The organism is Aeromonas sp. QDB11, from assembly GCF_027705265.1.
GTDB lineage: Bacteria > Pseudomonadota > Gammaproteobacteria > Enterobacterales > Aeromonadaceae > Aeromonas > Aeromonas allosaccharophila.
On sequence record NZ_JAPDBM010000015.1, the window covers coordinates 33,624 to 47,763 of the forward strand.

Here is a 14,140-nt window from a genome sequence, read left to right on the forward strand (position 1 = left end):
TGGTCGTTACTGGGATCGAACCAGTGACCCCCTCCTTGTAAGGGAGGTGCTCTCCCAGCTGAGCTAAACGACCTGGGAATTCTGTCTCCACCGAGTGGAGAAAATGGTGGGTCGTGCTGGATTCGAACCAGCGACCAATTGATTAAAAGTCAACTGCTCTACCGACTGAGCTAACGACCCTCACCACGACCAGTTCCGACTGCATTACTGCTTCGGCTCTGACGGCGGCCTATATTACGGATTTAAATTTCCGGTGCAACAGAAAATTCGTAATTTAAATCCGTTTGCTCACTGTGCGTACAAATGTGGGCTGTTTTTACAGTAGCGTTACGAAAACAGTGACATACAGCAATGTTACAGCTTGGCCAGACTCTGTTTGGCCAACTGGGCCGGCGAGGTGTTGGGATAGCCCTTGATCACCTGCTCATAGAAGGTTTTGGCTTCCGCCTTCTTGCCATCCAGCTGCGCCAGCATACCCAGCTTCAGCAGCGCATCGGCACGCTTGGGGGATTTGCTGTATTTGTTGGCCACGGTCGAGAACTGGGCCGAGGCGCCGGCTCTGTCACCCTTGTTGAACAGCAACTGGCCGAGCCAGTAGTGTGCATTGGGGACATAGCCCGAATTGGGGTACTGCTTGATGAAGCCCTGGAAAGCCGGAATGGCTTTGTCATAGTTCTTCTCTTTGAGCACCATGTTGACCGCGGCATCGTAAGCCTGATTCTCATCCTGATTGGTTGAGTAATTGGCTGCGGCAGCCGGTGTAGCGGCAGCAGCAGGGGCCGCAGCAGCTGGAGCAGCCTGCTGGCTGCTGGCAACCTTGTCGAGCTCCTGATAGAGCTGACGCTGGCGCTCTTGCGATTGTTCCATCTGGTAAGTCTGCTGCTCCAGCTGACCACGCAGCTCGGAGACCTCCCCTTGCAGGGAGTCGACCTGTTGCTGCAATTCAGCTTGCAGCCGCAGACGGGCATTGAGGGTGCGCTCCAGCAGGGCAACCCGATCTTCCAGGCTACCGGTGGGCACGATGGCGCCGTTGTTGCCGCTAAGGACAACCCCGCCACCCGAGTCACCACCCAGATCGCTGACAGGAGCCGCCGCATGCGCATTCAGAGCAACCAATACGGCCAGCGCAACAACAGCTTGCTTGTACACAGATTTCATTCGGATCAAACCTTAGCGTTTAGTGCAAATAAAACGGCCAGCGCCATCGTCGCTCGCTTATACAGATTTCATTCGGATCAAACCTTGGCGTTTAGTGCAAATAAAACGGCCATCGAAATGGCCGCTTGCATATAAACGAACTTCGTTCGGTTCAAACCTTAGTAAACCAGAACCGCGCGGCGGTTTTTGGCAAAGGCATCCTCGGTGTGGGACATGTCCAGCGGCTTCTCTTCGCCATAGCTGACGATGGAGAGCTGCTCGGCCTGCACACCCAGGGTTTGCAGATACTTGGCGACAGCCTTGGCACGACGCTCGCCCAGGGCGATGTTGTACTCCGGAGTACCGCGCTCATCGGCGTGACCTTCGATCAGGACTTTAACGCTCGGGCGCTCGCGCAGGTAGCTGGCGTGGGCATCCAGCAGATCAGCGTACTGACCCTGGATATCGTAACCGTCGAACGGGAAGTAGATCACGTTGTCACGTTGCAGTGCTTCGAACTTCTGACGCATCTGCTCTTCCGGGGACAACATGCCGTTGGCGCCGCCGGTTTGTACACCGCCCATGCCGTCGGTCATACCTGACTCAGCGCCAGCGGCGTCAGAATCAGAAGAAGAACTACAAGCGGCCAGGGTGAACAGTGGCAGTGCGATGGCCAAACCCTTGAGCAGTTTATTGAGTTGCATGCTATTTCCTTAAACCTTTATAACAAAACAAAAAACAATTGGATTTTTATCAATTCAAGAAGGGCGACCAAGCTGGTGCACGAATTTCACCGCTACTGGTCGGAAGCACAGCCTTGAAGCGACCATCAGTCGACACCAACGCGAGACTCTTACGACCCTGATAGATGGTGGCATAAATGATCATGCTGCCATTGGGTGCCACACTTGGGGACTCGTCAAGTGCGCTCTGAGTCAGGACCAACTGGGCATTGTTTTCCATGTCCTGACGGGCAATACGGTATTGCCCCTGAACACGGGTTACCATCACCATGATTTTGCCATCAGGAGTAATGGATGCACCCTGGTTGGATTCACCTTCCCAAGTCATCCGGCGAGTCATACCAGTCGCCAAATTTACGCTATAAATCTGGGGTTTGCCACCACGTTCAGAGGTGAACAACAAATTTTGCCCGTCCGGCAGCCAGGAGGGTTCGGTGTCGATCACCCGGCTGGTAGTCACCCTGGTCAGCTGCTTGCTAGCGACATCAACCACATAGAGGTTCGGTGACCCATCTTTGGAGAGAACGATAGCCAGACGACGACCATCCGGAGACCACTCCGGCGCCCCGTTGATACCACGGAAACTGGTGATCAGGCTGCGCTGCTGGGTGTAGATATCCTGCACGTAGATTTCGGATTTCTGGTTCTCGAAGCTCACGTAAGCCAGCTTGCTGCCATCCGGCGACCAGGAGGGAGACATCAGCGGCTCACGGGAGCGCAGCAGGGTTTTCTCGTTGTAGCCGTCGTAATCAGAAATACGCAGCTGGTACGGGAACTGGGTACCCTGCTGTACGGAGACGTAAGCCAGACGGGTCAGGAAGGCACCACGCTCGCCAGTCAGACGCTCATAGACGATGTCGGAGATGCGGTGAGCAAACTGGCGCATCTGGGCACCCGGGATGGTCGCCATACGGCTATCCAGAATGTAACCGTTGCTCTCGCCACCTTGCGCCTTGGCCAGCTGGCCTTTCAGCACATCGACCAGCTCGAAGTTGATCTTGTAAGTGCCGTCACCGACTGCCGAAATGGAACCCACCACCACGGCTTCAACCCCTTGGGAAGCCCAGGGCGCGAAGTTGATCTCGCTGCTGCTGCTCGGGGTCTGCGGCATCTGGCCGCGGGCCAGCGGCTTGAACTTGCCGCTGCGCATCAGGTCGTTGGAGACCACTTCCGCGATGTCCTGCGGCAGCTGCCCGTTGCCTTCCCACTTGAAGGGGGCGACGGCAATGGGGCGTGCGCTATCAATACCGCCGGTGATGACGATGTCCAGGGCCGCCTGGGCACTCTGGCCCAGCAACAAACAGCCAACCAAAGCAAAAAATACTTTTCTGATCATGGCTTAAATACTCGGTTCCAATAAAAATGAGCGGTTAAATTCCTTTCTCTGCGAGACGCTGCCAACCACTTGTAAACAACCTCGTTTTATCACGCTTAGATACTCGGTTCTAACTTCAGGTTAAATTCCTTCAACATCTCGAATGCCGCAGGATCCTTCGGCACTGGCAGTTGATTGGCTTTCAGGACAGCTGCCTTACCGGAGCGACAGACCGCCGGGTCACCCTGGCCGTTATCTACCGATATGACAAAGCCACTGCTCGCAAGACGTACGCCGATAGTACATGTTTTGCCCCGCATGGTGGGATCCAAAATCATATACCGCTCAACAGTGGCCTTGATGAGCGCCGCATACTTGTCGACTTCACCCTGCGCTGCTGCCGATGCTGCCTGACTGCGGGCATTCGCCTCAGCCGCCAGCTGCTGCTGCATCATCTCTTCCATCTCTTTTTGCAGCTTGGCCTGCTCGGCTGCTTTACGCTTGCGCTCAGCCGCGATCTTGGCCTGTTTGTCGGCCTCTGCCTTGGCTTTCTTCTCTGCGTCAGCTTTTGCCTTTTTGTCAGCCTCTTCCTTGGCCTTCTTCTCGGCGTCGGCTTTGGCTTTTTTCTCAGCCTCTGCCTTGGCTTTCTTCTCGGCTTCGGCCTTGGCTTTCTTGTCAGCTTCCGCTTTCTTGGCCTTGGCTTCTGCCGCCTTGGCCTTCTCCTCGGCCTCTTTCTTCTCTTGTTCCTTTTTCTTCTTCAGCGCCAGCGCCTTGCTTTCGGCTTCCGCCGCTTTACGCTCGGCTTCGGCCTTCTTGGTCTTCTGCTCTTCCAGCTTGCGGGCTTCCTCGGCTTTTTGGGCCTTCTCTTCCGCCTGCTTCTGCTCGGCCACTTTCTTCTGCTTCTCGGCCTCAGCCTTACGGGTGGCCTCTTCGGCCTGCTTGCGCTTGGTCTCGGCGATACGAAGCTGCTCCTGTTTCTGAGCCAGCTCGCGCTTGGCGAGATCCGTGTCTTCCTTATCCTTCTCTTTCTCTACCTTCTGAGGCTTGGGCTGAGATTTCTGCTGCTGGATCTGCTTGGCCTGTTCGTTGAGGAAATTCTCATCGAGCATGACGGCATTGACGATCTGCCCCTTCGATTCGGGTCGCTTCGGTTTGCTGAAATCGAGCCCGACAAACAGGATGATGCCGATGATCAGGTGCAGCAGAAACGACGCGATGAGATAACCGGAAATACCACGCTTCACATCCATCTCCGTTAGTTCACCGGATCTGTCATCAGGCCAACCTGAGGCACGCCCGCATTCTTGAGGGCCACCATCAACAGGATCACCTCTTCGTAGCGCACGGCCTTGTCACCCGCGACCACCACGGGGGCATTCTGGTTGATCGCCAGATAGCCCATGGCTTTTTCGGTGATGTATTGCTGCATCGCCTCTGGCGTGCCGCTTGGCACCGGCTCATCATCGGCTTCGCCAGCCTTGATGACATACTCGCCTTCGGTATTGACGCTGACGATGAAGGGCGGCTTGGCATCTTCCGGCAACTGCTCGGACTCAGCCTGTGGCAGATCCACCTTGACCCCTTGCGTGATCACCGGCGTGACCGCCATAAAGATGATAAGCAGCACCAGCATGACGTCGATATAGGGAACCACGTTGATCTCGGCCACCTTCTTGCGCCGGATCCGCTGATAGGTTTGCATTACTGATCACCCTGCTGCTGTGCAATTTGACGGTTCAGAATGGTGGTGAACTCGTCCATGAAGTTGGCGTAGGCGTTTTCCAGCCGCTCGACCTTGTTGGAGAAGCGGTTGTAGAAGATGACCGCCGGGATCGCGGCAAACAGACCCATTGCGGTGGCGATCAGCGCTTCCGCGATACCCGGTGCCACCATCTGCAGGGTGGCCTGCTGCACCTGACCCAGGGCGATAAAGGCGTTCATGATCCCCCATACGGTACCGAACAGACCGATATAGGGGCTGATGGAACCGATGGTCGCCAGCACCGGCAGGTTGGATTCAAGTTCATCCACCGCACGGGAGAGGGAGACGCGCATGGCGCGGTAGGTACCGTCCATCACCGCATCCTGACCACGGGCACCGGCCTTGAGCAAGCGGGCATACTCCTTGAAGCCGGAGTAGAAGATATCTTCCATGCCTTCGATATCATCGCGGCGGGAAGAGGACTCCTGATAGAGGCGATTGAGATCGACCCCTGACCAGAAGCGATCTTCAAACTGTTCCGATGCGAGATTGGCCGCCTTGATCGCCTTGGAGCGCTGGATAATCAGCGCCCACGAGACAATAGACATGCTCATCAGGGTCATCATGACCAGTTTTACCAACAGGCTGGCTTGCCAAAACAGGCCAATAAACGAAATTTCAGCGTGCACTTAACAGCACTCCCTTGATTTTTTCAGGTATAGCTACAGGTTTCATTTGCGGATGACTGACACAGGCTATCTGTACCATGGCCTGGGTGATCAGTCGTCCATCAGCCGCCAGGATCTGCTGCGAAAAACGCAGGGATGCGCGTTTCACTTCAATCACTTGCGTTAATACAGTTAAAAGTTCATTAAAACGGGCCGCCGAGCGGAAATCGATCTCAGTTCGGCTCACCACGAAGGCATATCCCTCCTGCAGCCAGACGTCCTGTTCGACCCCTTTGGCACGAAGAAACTCGGTGCGAGCGCGTTCCATAAACTTGAGATAATTGGCGTTGTAGACGATGCCCCCGGCGTCGGTGTCTTCGTAGTAGACACGCACCGGAAACTCAAAGACTTCCCCCATAACAATCTGTGATCCATTCGACAGTCAGATGGGGGGCTATCATAGCGCAGGGCTGAATAGGAAAGAAGCAGGGGGAGACAGGGAAATCCTGCCTCCCCCCGTTTTTTATGAAAGGAAATATGAATGTGTCAGCCAGAGGCCATACAACAAACTGGGCCAGGCGAGCCAGGGGTTGAACAGCACACGTCCGGGCAGGCTTTTCAGATGAAAGCCAAGCCCGTTAAGTACGCCACAACAGACGGCCCACATCAGCCAGGGAGCAAGCCAGTGGCCATGCTCGCTGGTGTTGGCCGCGATCAGATTGGGGGCCTGTAAAATAGCGACGGCCAACAAGGCCGCCGCGAGTAACATCAACCCCTGCCACGGCTGGCGCTCCAGTGGAGCGGCCAGCCTGGCGAGTCGATCACTTGTTTTCATCGATCTGACGATCCATGTTCTCGGTGTGTTCCAGCCACAGCGCATTGATGATGCCAAATGCACAGGCCAGCAACAGCCCCAGGATCCAGGTGAAATACCACATTGTCAGCGCACCTCTTAATAGAGAGATTGTTGGTTATCTTCGATGTGCTTGTTGGTTACCCGGCCAAACATCTTGATGTAAGTCCAGAGGGTGTAACCCAGCACAATCGGTACGAAGATCGCTGCAGCCACAGTCATCACCTGCAAGGTGTTGAAGGAGGCGGTAGCATCCCACATGGTCAGGCTCAGTGACGGCTCAAGGCTTGAGGGCATCACGAACGGGAACATGGAGAAACCGGCGGTGAGGATGACCCCGGCAATCGCCAGCGAGGAGCTGGTAAACGCCAGCCAGCCGATGTTCATGCGGGCAAACAGCCCAGTCAGCAGGCTCATGGCCAGACCCAGTACAGGAGCGGCCACCATCCACGGATAGAGGGTGTAGTTGTTCATCCAGGCGCCAGCCTGCAGGACAACTTCCTTGTTCATCGGGTTGGATACTGCGTCGGTCGCGGCAGCCTTGACGATGACATACCCTTCCATACCGCTTACCCACCAACCCGCGGCAGCAAACAGCACCAGGGTCACCAGTGAGCAGATCATGGCGGCAGTGCGGGAACGCGCCAGCACTTCACCATCGGTCTTCATCATCAGCCAGGTTGCGCCCTGGGTGAGCAGCATGAACAGGCTCACCAGACCAGCCAGGATGCCGAACGGGTTAAGCAGGCCAAAGAAGTTGCCGTGGTAGGTCAACATCATGAACTGGTTAAACTCGAACGGAACACCTTGCAGCAGGTTGCCAAAGGCCACACCAAAGACGATGGGCGGCACGGCGCTACCGGCGAACAAGGCCCAATCCCAGTTGCTGCGCCATTTGGCATCAGCACGCAGCGAACGGTACTTGAAACCGACCGGACGCAGGAACAGCGCCATCAGCGTCAGGATCATGGCGATGTAGAAGCCGGAGAATGTCGCGGCATACACCATCGGCCAGGCAGCGAACAAGGCACCACCGGCAGTGACCAGCCAAACCTGGTTTCCTTCCCAGTGCGGCCCCATGGTGTTGAGCATCACGCGGCGCTCGACATCTTTCTTGCCGACGAACGGGAGCAGTGCGCCTACCCCCATGTCGAAGCCGTCAGTGATGGCAAAACCGATCAGCAGTACGCCGACCAGAGCCCACCAGATGACACGCAGAGTTTCGTAATCAAACATGGTCGCTCTCCTTATGCCTTGAGCTGTTCAAAGTGATACTTGCCAGTCTTCAGGCTGCTGGGGCCAAGACGGGCATACTTGAACATCAGGTACATCTCGATAACCAGAAGTACGGTATAGAACAGGCAGATACCGATCAGAGAGAACCAGATTTCAGCTGCAGGCAAGTTGGATGCAGACAGGGAAGTCGGCAACACCTCTGCAATGGTCCACGGTTGGCGACCATATTCAGCCACAAACCAGCCGGCTTCGATCGCGATCCACGGCAGCGGGATACCCCACAGCAGACCCTTGAGCAGCCACTTGCGCTGGCCGATCTGGTGACGGGCACTGTCATAGAAGGCCATACCGATCAGCACCAGCATCAGCATGCCGACGGCAACCATGATGCGGAAGGCGAAGAACAGCGGCAGTACCTGCGGGATGGAGTCATCCACCGCGGCCTTGATCTGATCGTCAGTCGCGTCGGTCACGTTGCTGGTGTAGCGCTTGAGCAGCAGACCGTAGCCCAGATCCTGCTTCACTTCGTCGAAGCGAGCGCGGGTCTCGTCAGACTTGTCACCGGATTGCAGCTTGGTCAGCAGGTCGTAAGCGGTCATACCATTGCGGACGCGCAGTTCGTGCTCGCTCTTCAGATCCTTCAGACCGGTTACCTGACCGTCCAGAGAACGGGTCGCGATAATGCCCAGTGCATAGGGGATCTTGATGGCGTAGTCGGTGCGCATCTCTTCCTGATTCGGAATACCGAACAGGGTAAAGGCGGCCGGAGCAGGTTCAGTTTCCCACTCGGCTTCGATAGCGGCCAGTTTCACCTTCTGCACTTCACCGGTCTCGTAACCGGATTCGTCACCGAGGATCAGCACGGACACGATGGAAGCCATACCGAACGCGGCGGCAATGGCGAAGGAGCGACGGGCAAACGCCACATCACGATTCTTCAGCAGGTAGTAGGAGGAGATACCCAGCACAAACATGGCGCCACAGGTATAGCCAGCCGCCACAGTGTGGACGAACTTGACCTGGGCAACCGGGTTGAGCACCACGTCAGCGAAGCTCATCATCTCCATCCGCATGGATTCGAAGTTGAACTCGGCACCAACCGGGTTCTGCATCCAGCCGTTGGCGACCAGGATCCAGAGGGCGGAGAGGTTGGTACCCAGCGCCATCAACCAGGTGGCAACCAGATGCTGCTGCTTGCTCAGACGATCCCAACCAAAGAAGAACATACCGACGAAGGTGGACTCCAGGAAGAAGGCCATCAGCCCCTCGATGGCCAGCGGGGCCCCGAAGATATCGCCGACATAATGGGAGTAGTACGCCCAGTTCGTCCCGAACTGGAACTCCATGGCCAGGCCTGTGGTGACCCCCAAGGCAAAGTTGATACCAAACAACTTACCCCAGAATTTGGTCATGTCCCGGTAGATGGTGTTGTTGGTCATCACATAGACGGATTCCATGATCGCCAGGAGAAAAGCCATTCCCAGCGTCAGGGGTACAAACAAAAAGTGATAAAGGGCCGTCGCAGCGAACTGGAACCGCGATAGGTCTACCACATGCTCAGCAATCATGATGTTTCCTCACCGATTATTGGCACGGCTATTTTAAGTTTTAAGCACAAAGCTTCCGTTGGAGGTTATCGAATGAGCCTCATTGAGACATGTCACAACAAAACGCGTTCAGTAACCACTGGCATTAACAACAAGGCAATACGAGAACACAAACAAAGCTAATGTTTAACAATTACAAAACAATCAGCCTGAATTTATTCTCGCCCATGATGACCGGGTTTTTATATCACCTTTATTTGATTGAAATCAATGTAAAAGGACCCGCCATACATGGCTTTAAAAGGCATTTTTAATCTATTTCACGATTATTGACGCGAGCCGGATCACAAAACATGACAAATCGTAAAACATTGATTTAAATCAATTTAAGAATTTAACATCCCGCCACCCCGTTAAATTTGAAAAGCGTGGATGACGCGCCTTTTCCCATGTTATCCGGGTCAGGCGATCTGATTCGAAAACTCAATTTAAAACTGCAAAGAATGCATACTCATGCGAACCAATTTCATCAATCAAGACATTAGATAAACTAATTTGAAAAGTGCAATTTTTCTTGTTTGCCCGGGTCGGTTCGAACTCCTACAATGCGCCTCGCAGTGAGGGCATACCCTTGGATACAGGCCGGTTAATCTGGGTTCACGGTACGTATTCGACGATCAATTTGAACCTGTCTATTGGAATCGAAGATGAAAAAGTTTGTTGCTAAAACCATCCGTTACTACAAGCTTTCCTTTGTTCAGCTCTATCAAATGAACCGACTCTGAGAGCTCGCGACGGCTCAACTGTTTATTTTCCGGTCTGTGTCCAGACGCACTCACTGTCTGTGAACATCCATCCTGAATTGTCTTTGCCCACCGCATCCGCCGTGGGCTTTTTTTTTGCCCGGATAATAAAAAACCGCCTTTGACGGCGGTTTCATATTCAAACGACTGTTTTTACTTCTCATCTGGTCGCTGAAGACCGAAATGAGCGTAGGCTCGTGTGGTCGCAATCCGTCCTCTGGGTGTACGTTGCAGATACCCCTGCTGGATCAGATAAGGCTCCAGCACATCTTCGATAGTATCTTTCTCTTCCCCGATCGCGGCGGCCAGATTATCGAGACCCACCGGGCCCCCCATAAACTTGTCTATCACAGCCAACAATAACTTGCGGTCCATGAAGTCAAACCCTTCGTTATCGACATCCAGCATGTCCATGGCGCGGGCCGCGATGGGGCCATCGATGCGGCCATCGGATTTCACCTGGGCAAAATCGCGCACCCGCCTTAACAAACGGTTAGCAATCCGCGGCGTGCCGCGAGAGCGACGTGCGACCTCAATGGCACCATCTTCCGTCATCTCGAGTCCCAGGCAGCGGGCACTGCGGGAGACGATATCGGTCAGATCCTTGACGTTGTAGAACTCCAGCCGCTGGACGATGCCGAAGCGATCCCGCAGCGGGCTGGTGAGTGAACCGGCCCGGGTGGTGGCGCCAATCAGGGTGAAGGGAGGCAGATCCAGCTTGATGGAGCGGGCCGCAGGCCCCTCCCCGATCATGATGTCGAGCTGGTAATCCTCCATCGCCGGATAGAGCACCTCCTCCACCACCGGACTGAGGCGGTGGATCTCGTCGATGAACAGCACATCGTTCGGTTCGAGGTTGGTGAGCAGCGCCGCCAGATCCCCCGCTTTCTCCAGCACCGGGCCGGAGGTGGTCTTGATATTGACCCCCATCTCGTTGGCGACGATGTTGGCGAGGGTGGTCTTGCCCAGACCCGGCGGGCCAAAGATCAGCAGGTGATCGAGCGCCTCGCCCCGCTGGCGCGCCGCTTCGATAAAGATCTCCATCTGCTCGCAGACGGTATCCTGACCGGTGTAGTCAGCCAGCTTCTTGGGGCGGATGGCCCGATCGATAATCTCATCCTCGCGCGCGGCGCTTGATGAGATAAGACGGTCTGCTTCAATCATCAACTACCTCACACCAGGCTACGCAGGGATTCACGGATGATCTCTTCCACCGACATCCCCTCTTTGGCGATCTTGCTGACAATCTGGCTCGCCTGCTGCGGCTTGTAACCGAGAGCCACCAGCGCACTGGCCGCCTCTTCGGTCACATCCGGCGCACGCAATTCGGGCTCACTGGCTGGCAAGGTGACTAGGGCCGGAGAGAAGAGATCGTGGCTGACCCAGCCCTTGAGCCGATCTTTCATCTCCACCACCAGCCGCTCGGCGGTCTTCTTGCCGACACCCGGCAGTTTGACCAGGGAGCTTATCTCTTCGCGTTCGACACTCAGCACGAACTGGGTAGCGGTCATACCGGAGAGAATGGCCAGCGCCAGCTTGGGGCCGACCCCGTTGGTCTTGATCAGCTCGCGGAACAGCGCCCGCTCCTGCTTGTGGTTGAAACCATAAAGCAGCTGGGCATCTTCGCGCACCACGAAGTGAGTATGGATGGCCGCCTCCTTGCCGATCTCCGGCAAATCATAGAAGCAGCTCATCGGCATCTGCACCTCGTAGCCGACCCCGCCCACTTCCAGCAAGACCTCGGGGGGCTGCTTTTCAATGACAATGCCTCTCAAGCGACCAATCACGGCTCTCTCCTCACCAATACAGCTATTCGTAAATTGGCTCATAGCATAAAGAATAACTGGATAAGTATCCAGCATAGGGCCGTGACAGGAGCGTCGTCAGAGAGGCTTTTTATTCAATTAGCCACCATGCTTGATCGGGTGCAGCCAGTGCACGGGATGTTTCAACACCGCAGCGGACCCTGACCGGGGGATAAACCACTACACTAAACCCGTTCGGAACCGAACATGGTGCCAATGTCGATACCAAGGAAGGCCATCACATGAAAATTGTTACCACCGCCAATCTGGGTCTTGCCATCTTGCTCGGCTGCACGCTGGGCATGGGGATCGTGGGCTGGTATGGCAGCCAGCGGCTTGCCGACCTGCTCTCCTATGTGCTGGGCGCCGCCTGGCAGACCGCCGATGGCGCCATGGAGGGTTCGATAGAGCTGGGCAATCAGCAGCTCTATATCCAGAAGATGCAAAACGGCGCGCCGCTCAATCGGGCCGAACTCGATGCTGCCAAGGCTGCAACCGATGATGCGCTGGCCCGGGTCAGCCAGGGCCAGCTGATCGATAGCGCGGCCCTTGCCACCATGGATCAGCAGAAACAGGGCTATCAACAGCAGCAAGAGAAGCTGCTGGCGCTTTATCAGGCCTATACCGAGGCGGATCAGGCGCTGCATCAGAACGCCGACCTGATGGCCCGTCTCTCGACCCAGCTGGAGGTGATCGGCGATGGCGCGGTAGAGGCGCTGACCCAATCCCCCGACCAGACCATCAGCTGGAACAGCGGCCTCTCTACCCGCTGGGAAGCGGCCGACGGGGGGATGGAGTCCAACATCGGCTTTTTGCGCCAGCTCTATGCGCTGGAGAAGATGCGCAGACAGGGGGTCACGGCGGCGATCAAGGCCGAGCTGAAAGAGGCGACCGATTTCTACCACGAAGCGATCGACAGCATGCTCGGCACCGGGCTGTTCGATATCGAGGGAACCGGCGAATTTGCTGGCAAGACACTGTCGGCAGAGTATCGCGCCCTGCAGACCCGACATCAGCAATTGATGGGGCAGTGGATCGAGGCACTCGGCAGCTATCAGGCCCAGCAGGCTCTCTATGAGGCCAGTGCCGACCAGCTGAAACAACAACTGGTTGCCATCGAGGCGAGCGGTGATGCCACCGTCGAGGATCAGGTCACCCAACTCAACGGCATCATCAGCCAGACCCGCGCCCTGTTGCTCGGTGGCCTGTTGCTGAGCCTGATCATGGTCACTCTCTGCGGCTTCTGGCTGACCCGCAAGCTGGTGACGCCGCTGCTGCAAGTGGACAAACGGATGCAGGATATCGCCGCCGGCGAGGGGGATCTCAACGCACGCATCAACCTGCAACGGGATGACGAGATCGGTTCGCTGGCCAACAGCGTGGATCGCTTCATCGAAAAATTGCAGAAGATGATCAGCTCCACCATGGACAACAATCAGCACATCAGCGAACACGTCCACACCTCGGTCAACCGGGTGGAAGCGATCAGCCAGAGCAGCCGCCAGACCGCCGAACACGCCCAGGCCCTGCACCACGACAGCGAACAGATGGTGCAGGTAGCGACCACCATATCGGACAACTGCAGCATGGCGGCCCAGAATGCCAACGAGGTGCGCCAGCTGACCACCGAGAGCAGCCAGTACGTCGCCTCGGCCAGCGCGGGCATGCAGCGGGTGGTGCAGGAGGTGGGCGAGTGCGCCGTCGCCATCAACTCCCTCAAGGAGCAGGCGAGCCAGATTGGCCAGATCATCTCCACCATCAGCGGCATCTCGGAGCAGACCAACCTGCTGGCCCTCAATGCGGCCATCGAAGCGGCCCGGGCGGGCGAAATGGGGCGCGGCTTTGCGGTGGTGGCTGACGAGGTGCGCACCCTGGCCAATCGCACCGCCACCTCCAGCGCCGAGATCAGCCAGGTGATCAGCAGCATCCAGCAGCAGACCGAGACCGCCTACCTGATGATGCAACGCAACCTCAAGACGGTGGAGTCCGGCATGCAGGACTCCGAGAACACCAAGCAGATCCTGTTCAAGGTGGAAGGGGCCATCGACCAGCTGGCCGACATGGTACAGCAGGTGGCCGATGCCACCGGGCAGCTGTCACACACCCTGAGCCACTCCTCCGACAAGGTCTCCGGTATCAGTCTGCAAGCCAGAACCGGCGAACAGGAGGCGCAGGAGTGCCTGCAGCTCGCCTCCTCGCTCCATCAAGCCAGCCTGCTGCAGCAGCGCCTGCTCTCCCAGTTCCGGGTGTAGCCATCTCCCGCCGAGCCCGGCGCAGAAAAAATGCCAGTCCGCGTGAACGGACTGGCATTTGCTTTTCTGCGGACCGGAC

At 56.4% G+C, this 14,140-nt stretch carries 14 protein-coding genes and 2 tRNA genes; 1 reads left to right on the plus strand and 15 read right to left on the minus strand.

Annotated elements, in window-relative coordinates; all coding sequences use genetic code 11:
• The 15 genes from OKC40_RS07180 to ruvA form a co-directional block, all read right to left on the minus strand.
• Positions 1-73, minus strand: a tRNA-Val gene (locus tag OKC40_RS07180).
• Between the two features lie 31 nt (positions 74-104).
• A tRNA-Lys gene (locus OKC40_RS07185) sits at positions 105-180 on the minus strand.
• A 174-nt stretch (positions 181-354) separates the two neighbouring features.
• The gene (gene ybgF / locus OKC40_RS07190; protein ID WP_042063603.1) at positions 355-1,158 is read right to left on the minus strand and encodes a tol-pal system protein YbgF; all 804 of its coding nucleotides are present in this window, start codon (positions 1,156-1,158) and stop codon (positions 355-357) included.
• A 158-nt stretch (positions 1,159-1,316) separates the two neighbouring features.
• Positions 1,317-1,841 (minus strand): peptidoglycan-associated lipoprotein Pal, encoded by a 525-nt coding sequence (gene pal, locus OKC40_RS07195; RefSeq protein WP_005304908.1) that lies wholly within the window; start codon positions 1,839-1,841, stop codon positions 1,317-1,319.
• Positions 1,842-1,890: 49 nt separating this feature from the next.
• Entirely contained in the window at positions 1,891-3,216 is a 1,326-nt protein-coding gene (gene tolB / locus OKC40_RS07200) for a Tol-Pal system beta propeller repeat protein TolB (RefSeq protein ID WP_033135654.1), read from the minus strand.
• A gap of 95 nt (positions 3,217-3,311) precedes the next feature.
• Positions 3,312-4,445 (minus strand): cell envelope integrity protein TolA, encoded by a 1,134-nt coding sequence (gene tolA, locus OKC40_RS07205; RefSeq protein WP_042063601.1) that lies wholly within the window; start codon positions 4,443-4,445, stop codon positions 3,312-3,314.
• A 5-nt stretch (positions 4,446-4,450) separates the two neighbouring features.
• Entirely contained in the window at positions 4,451-4,897 is a 447-nt protein-coding gene (gene tolR, locus OKC40_RS07210) for a protein TolR (RefSeq protein ID WP_005335733.1), read from the minus strand.
• The gene (gene tolQ / locus OKC40_RS07215) at positions 4,897-5,586 is read right to left on the minus strand and encodes a protein TolQ (protein ID WP_042063600.1); all 690 of its coding nucleotides are present in this window, start codon (positions 5,584-5,586) and stop codon (positions 4,897-4,899) included. Before tolQ ends, tolR begins: the two co-directional genes overlap by 1 nt.
• Complete coding sequence (gene ybgC / locus OKC40_RS07220) at positions 5,576-5,983, minus strand: tol-pal system-associated acyl-CoA thioesterase (RefSeq protein WP_042063599.1); 408 nt, start codon at positions 5,981-5,983, stop codon at positions 5,576-5,578. The genes tolQ and ybgC overlap by 11 nt, the downstream gene beginning before the upstream one ends.
• A 105-nt stretch (positions 5,984-6,088) precedes the next feature.
• Complete coding sequence (locus tag OKC40_RS07225) at positions 6,089-6,400, minus strand: cyd operon YbgE family protein (RefSeq protein ID WP_075113178.1); 312 nt, start codon at positions 6,398-6,400, stop codon at positions 6,089-6,091.
• The gene (gene cydX, locus OKC40_RS07230) at positions 6,387-6,503 is read right to left on the minus strand and encodes a cytochrome bd-I oxidase subunit CydX (protein WP_005304933.1); all 117 of its coding nucleotides are present in this window, start codon (positions 6,501-6,503) and stop codon (positions 6,387-6,389) included. Before cydX ends, OKC40_RS07225 begins: the two co-directional genes overlap by 14 nt.
• A gap of 14 nt (positions 6,504-6,517) precedes the next feature.
• The gene (cydB, locus tag OKC40_RS07235; RefSeq protein WP_182938256.1) at positions 6,518-7,654 is read right to left on the minus strand and encodes a cytochrome d ubiquinol oxidase subunit II; all 1,137 of its coding nucleotides are present in this window, start codon (positions 7,652-7,654) and stop codon (positions 6,518-6,520) included.
• Between the two features lie 11 nt (positions 7,655-7,665).
• Entirely contained in the window at positions 7,666-9,222 is a 1,557-nt protein-coding gene (locus OKC40_RS07240; protein ID WP_042656377.1) for a cytochrome ubiquinol oxidase subunit I, read from the minus strand.
• 935 nt (positions 9,223-10,157) lie between these two features.
• Positions 10,158-11,168 (minus strand): Holliday junction branch migration DNA helicase RuvB, encoded by a 1,011-nt coding sequence (gene ruvB, locus OKC40_RS07245; RefSeq protein ID WP_042063596.1) that lies wholly within the window; start codon positions 11,166-11,168, stop codon positions 10,158-10,160.
• An 8-nt stretch (positions 11,169-11,176) separates the two neighbouring features.
• Entirely contained in the window at positions 11,177-11,791 is a 615-nt protein-coding gene (gene ruvA, locus OKC40_RS07250) for a Holliday junction branch migration protein RuvA (RefSeq protein ID WP_075113179.1), read from the minus strand.
• A gap of 260 nt (positions 11,792-12,051) precedes the next feature.
• On the opposite strand from ruvA, the gene OKC40_RS07255 reads away from it, so the two are divergent.
• The gene (locus OKC40_RS07255; protein WP_182938257.1) at positions 12,052-14,061 is read left to right on the plus strand and encodes a methyl-accepting chemotaxis protein; all 2,010 of its coding nucleotides are present in this window, start codon (positions 12,052-12,054) and stop codon (positions 14,059-14,061) included.
• Positions 14,062-14,140: the final 79 nt, after the last annotated feature.

What these genes read in the sequence shown, in the direction of transcription:
- ybgF (WP_042063603.1), bottom strand. Translation starts at nt 1,158, where the DNA reads ATGAAATCTGTGTACAAGCAAGCTGTTGTTGCGCTGGCCGTATTGGTT.
- pal (WP_005304908.1), bottom strand. Translation starts at nt 1,841, where the DNA reads ATGCAACTCAATAAACTGCTCAAGGGTTTGGCCATCGCACTGCCACTG.
- tolB (WP_033135654.1), bottom strand. Translation starts at nt 3,216, where the DNA reads ATGATCAGAAAAGTATTTTTTGCTTTGGTTGGCTGTTTGTTGCTGGGC.
- tolA (WP_042063601.1), bottom strand. Translation starts at nt 4,445, where the DNA reads ATGGATGTGAAGCGTGGTATTTCCGGTTATCTCATCGCGTCGTTTCTG.
- tolR (WP_005335733.1), bottom strand. Translation starts at nt 4,897, where the DNA reads ATGCAAACCTATCAGCGGATCCGGCGCAAGAAGGTGGCCGAGATCAAC.
- ybgC (WP_042063599.1), bottom strand. Translation starts at nt 5,983, where the DNA reads ATGGGGGAAGTCTTTGAGTTTCCGGTGCGTGTCTACTACGAAGACACC.
- OKC40_RS07225 (WP_075113178.1), bottom strand. Translation starts at nt 6,400, where the DNA reads ATGAAAACAAGTGATCGACTCGCCAGGCTGGCCGCTCCACTGGAGCGC.
- cydX (WP_005304933.1), bottom strand. Translation starts at nt 6,503, where the DNA reads ATGTGGTATTTCACCTGGATCCTGGGGCTGTTGCTGGCCTGTGCATTT.
- cydB (WP_182938256.1), bottom strand. Translation starts at nt 7,654, where the DNA reads ATGTTTGATTACGAAACTCTGCGTGTCATCTGGTGGGCTCTGGTCGGC.
- OKC40_RS07240 (WP_042656377.1), bottom strand. Translation starts at nt 9,222, where the DNA reads ATGATTGCTGAGCATGTGGTAGACCTATCGCGGTTCCAGTTCGCTGCG.
- ruvB (WP_042063596.1), bottom strand. Translation starts at nt 11,168, where the DNA reads ATGATTGAAGCAGACCGTCTTATCTCATCAAGCGCCGCGCGCGAGGAT.
- OKC40_RS07255 (WP_182938257.1), top strand. Translation starts at nt 12,052, where the DNA reads ATGAAAATTGTTACCACCGCCAATCTGGGTCTTGCCATCTTGCTCGGC.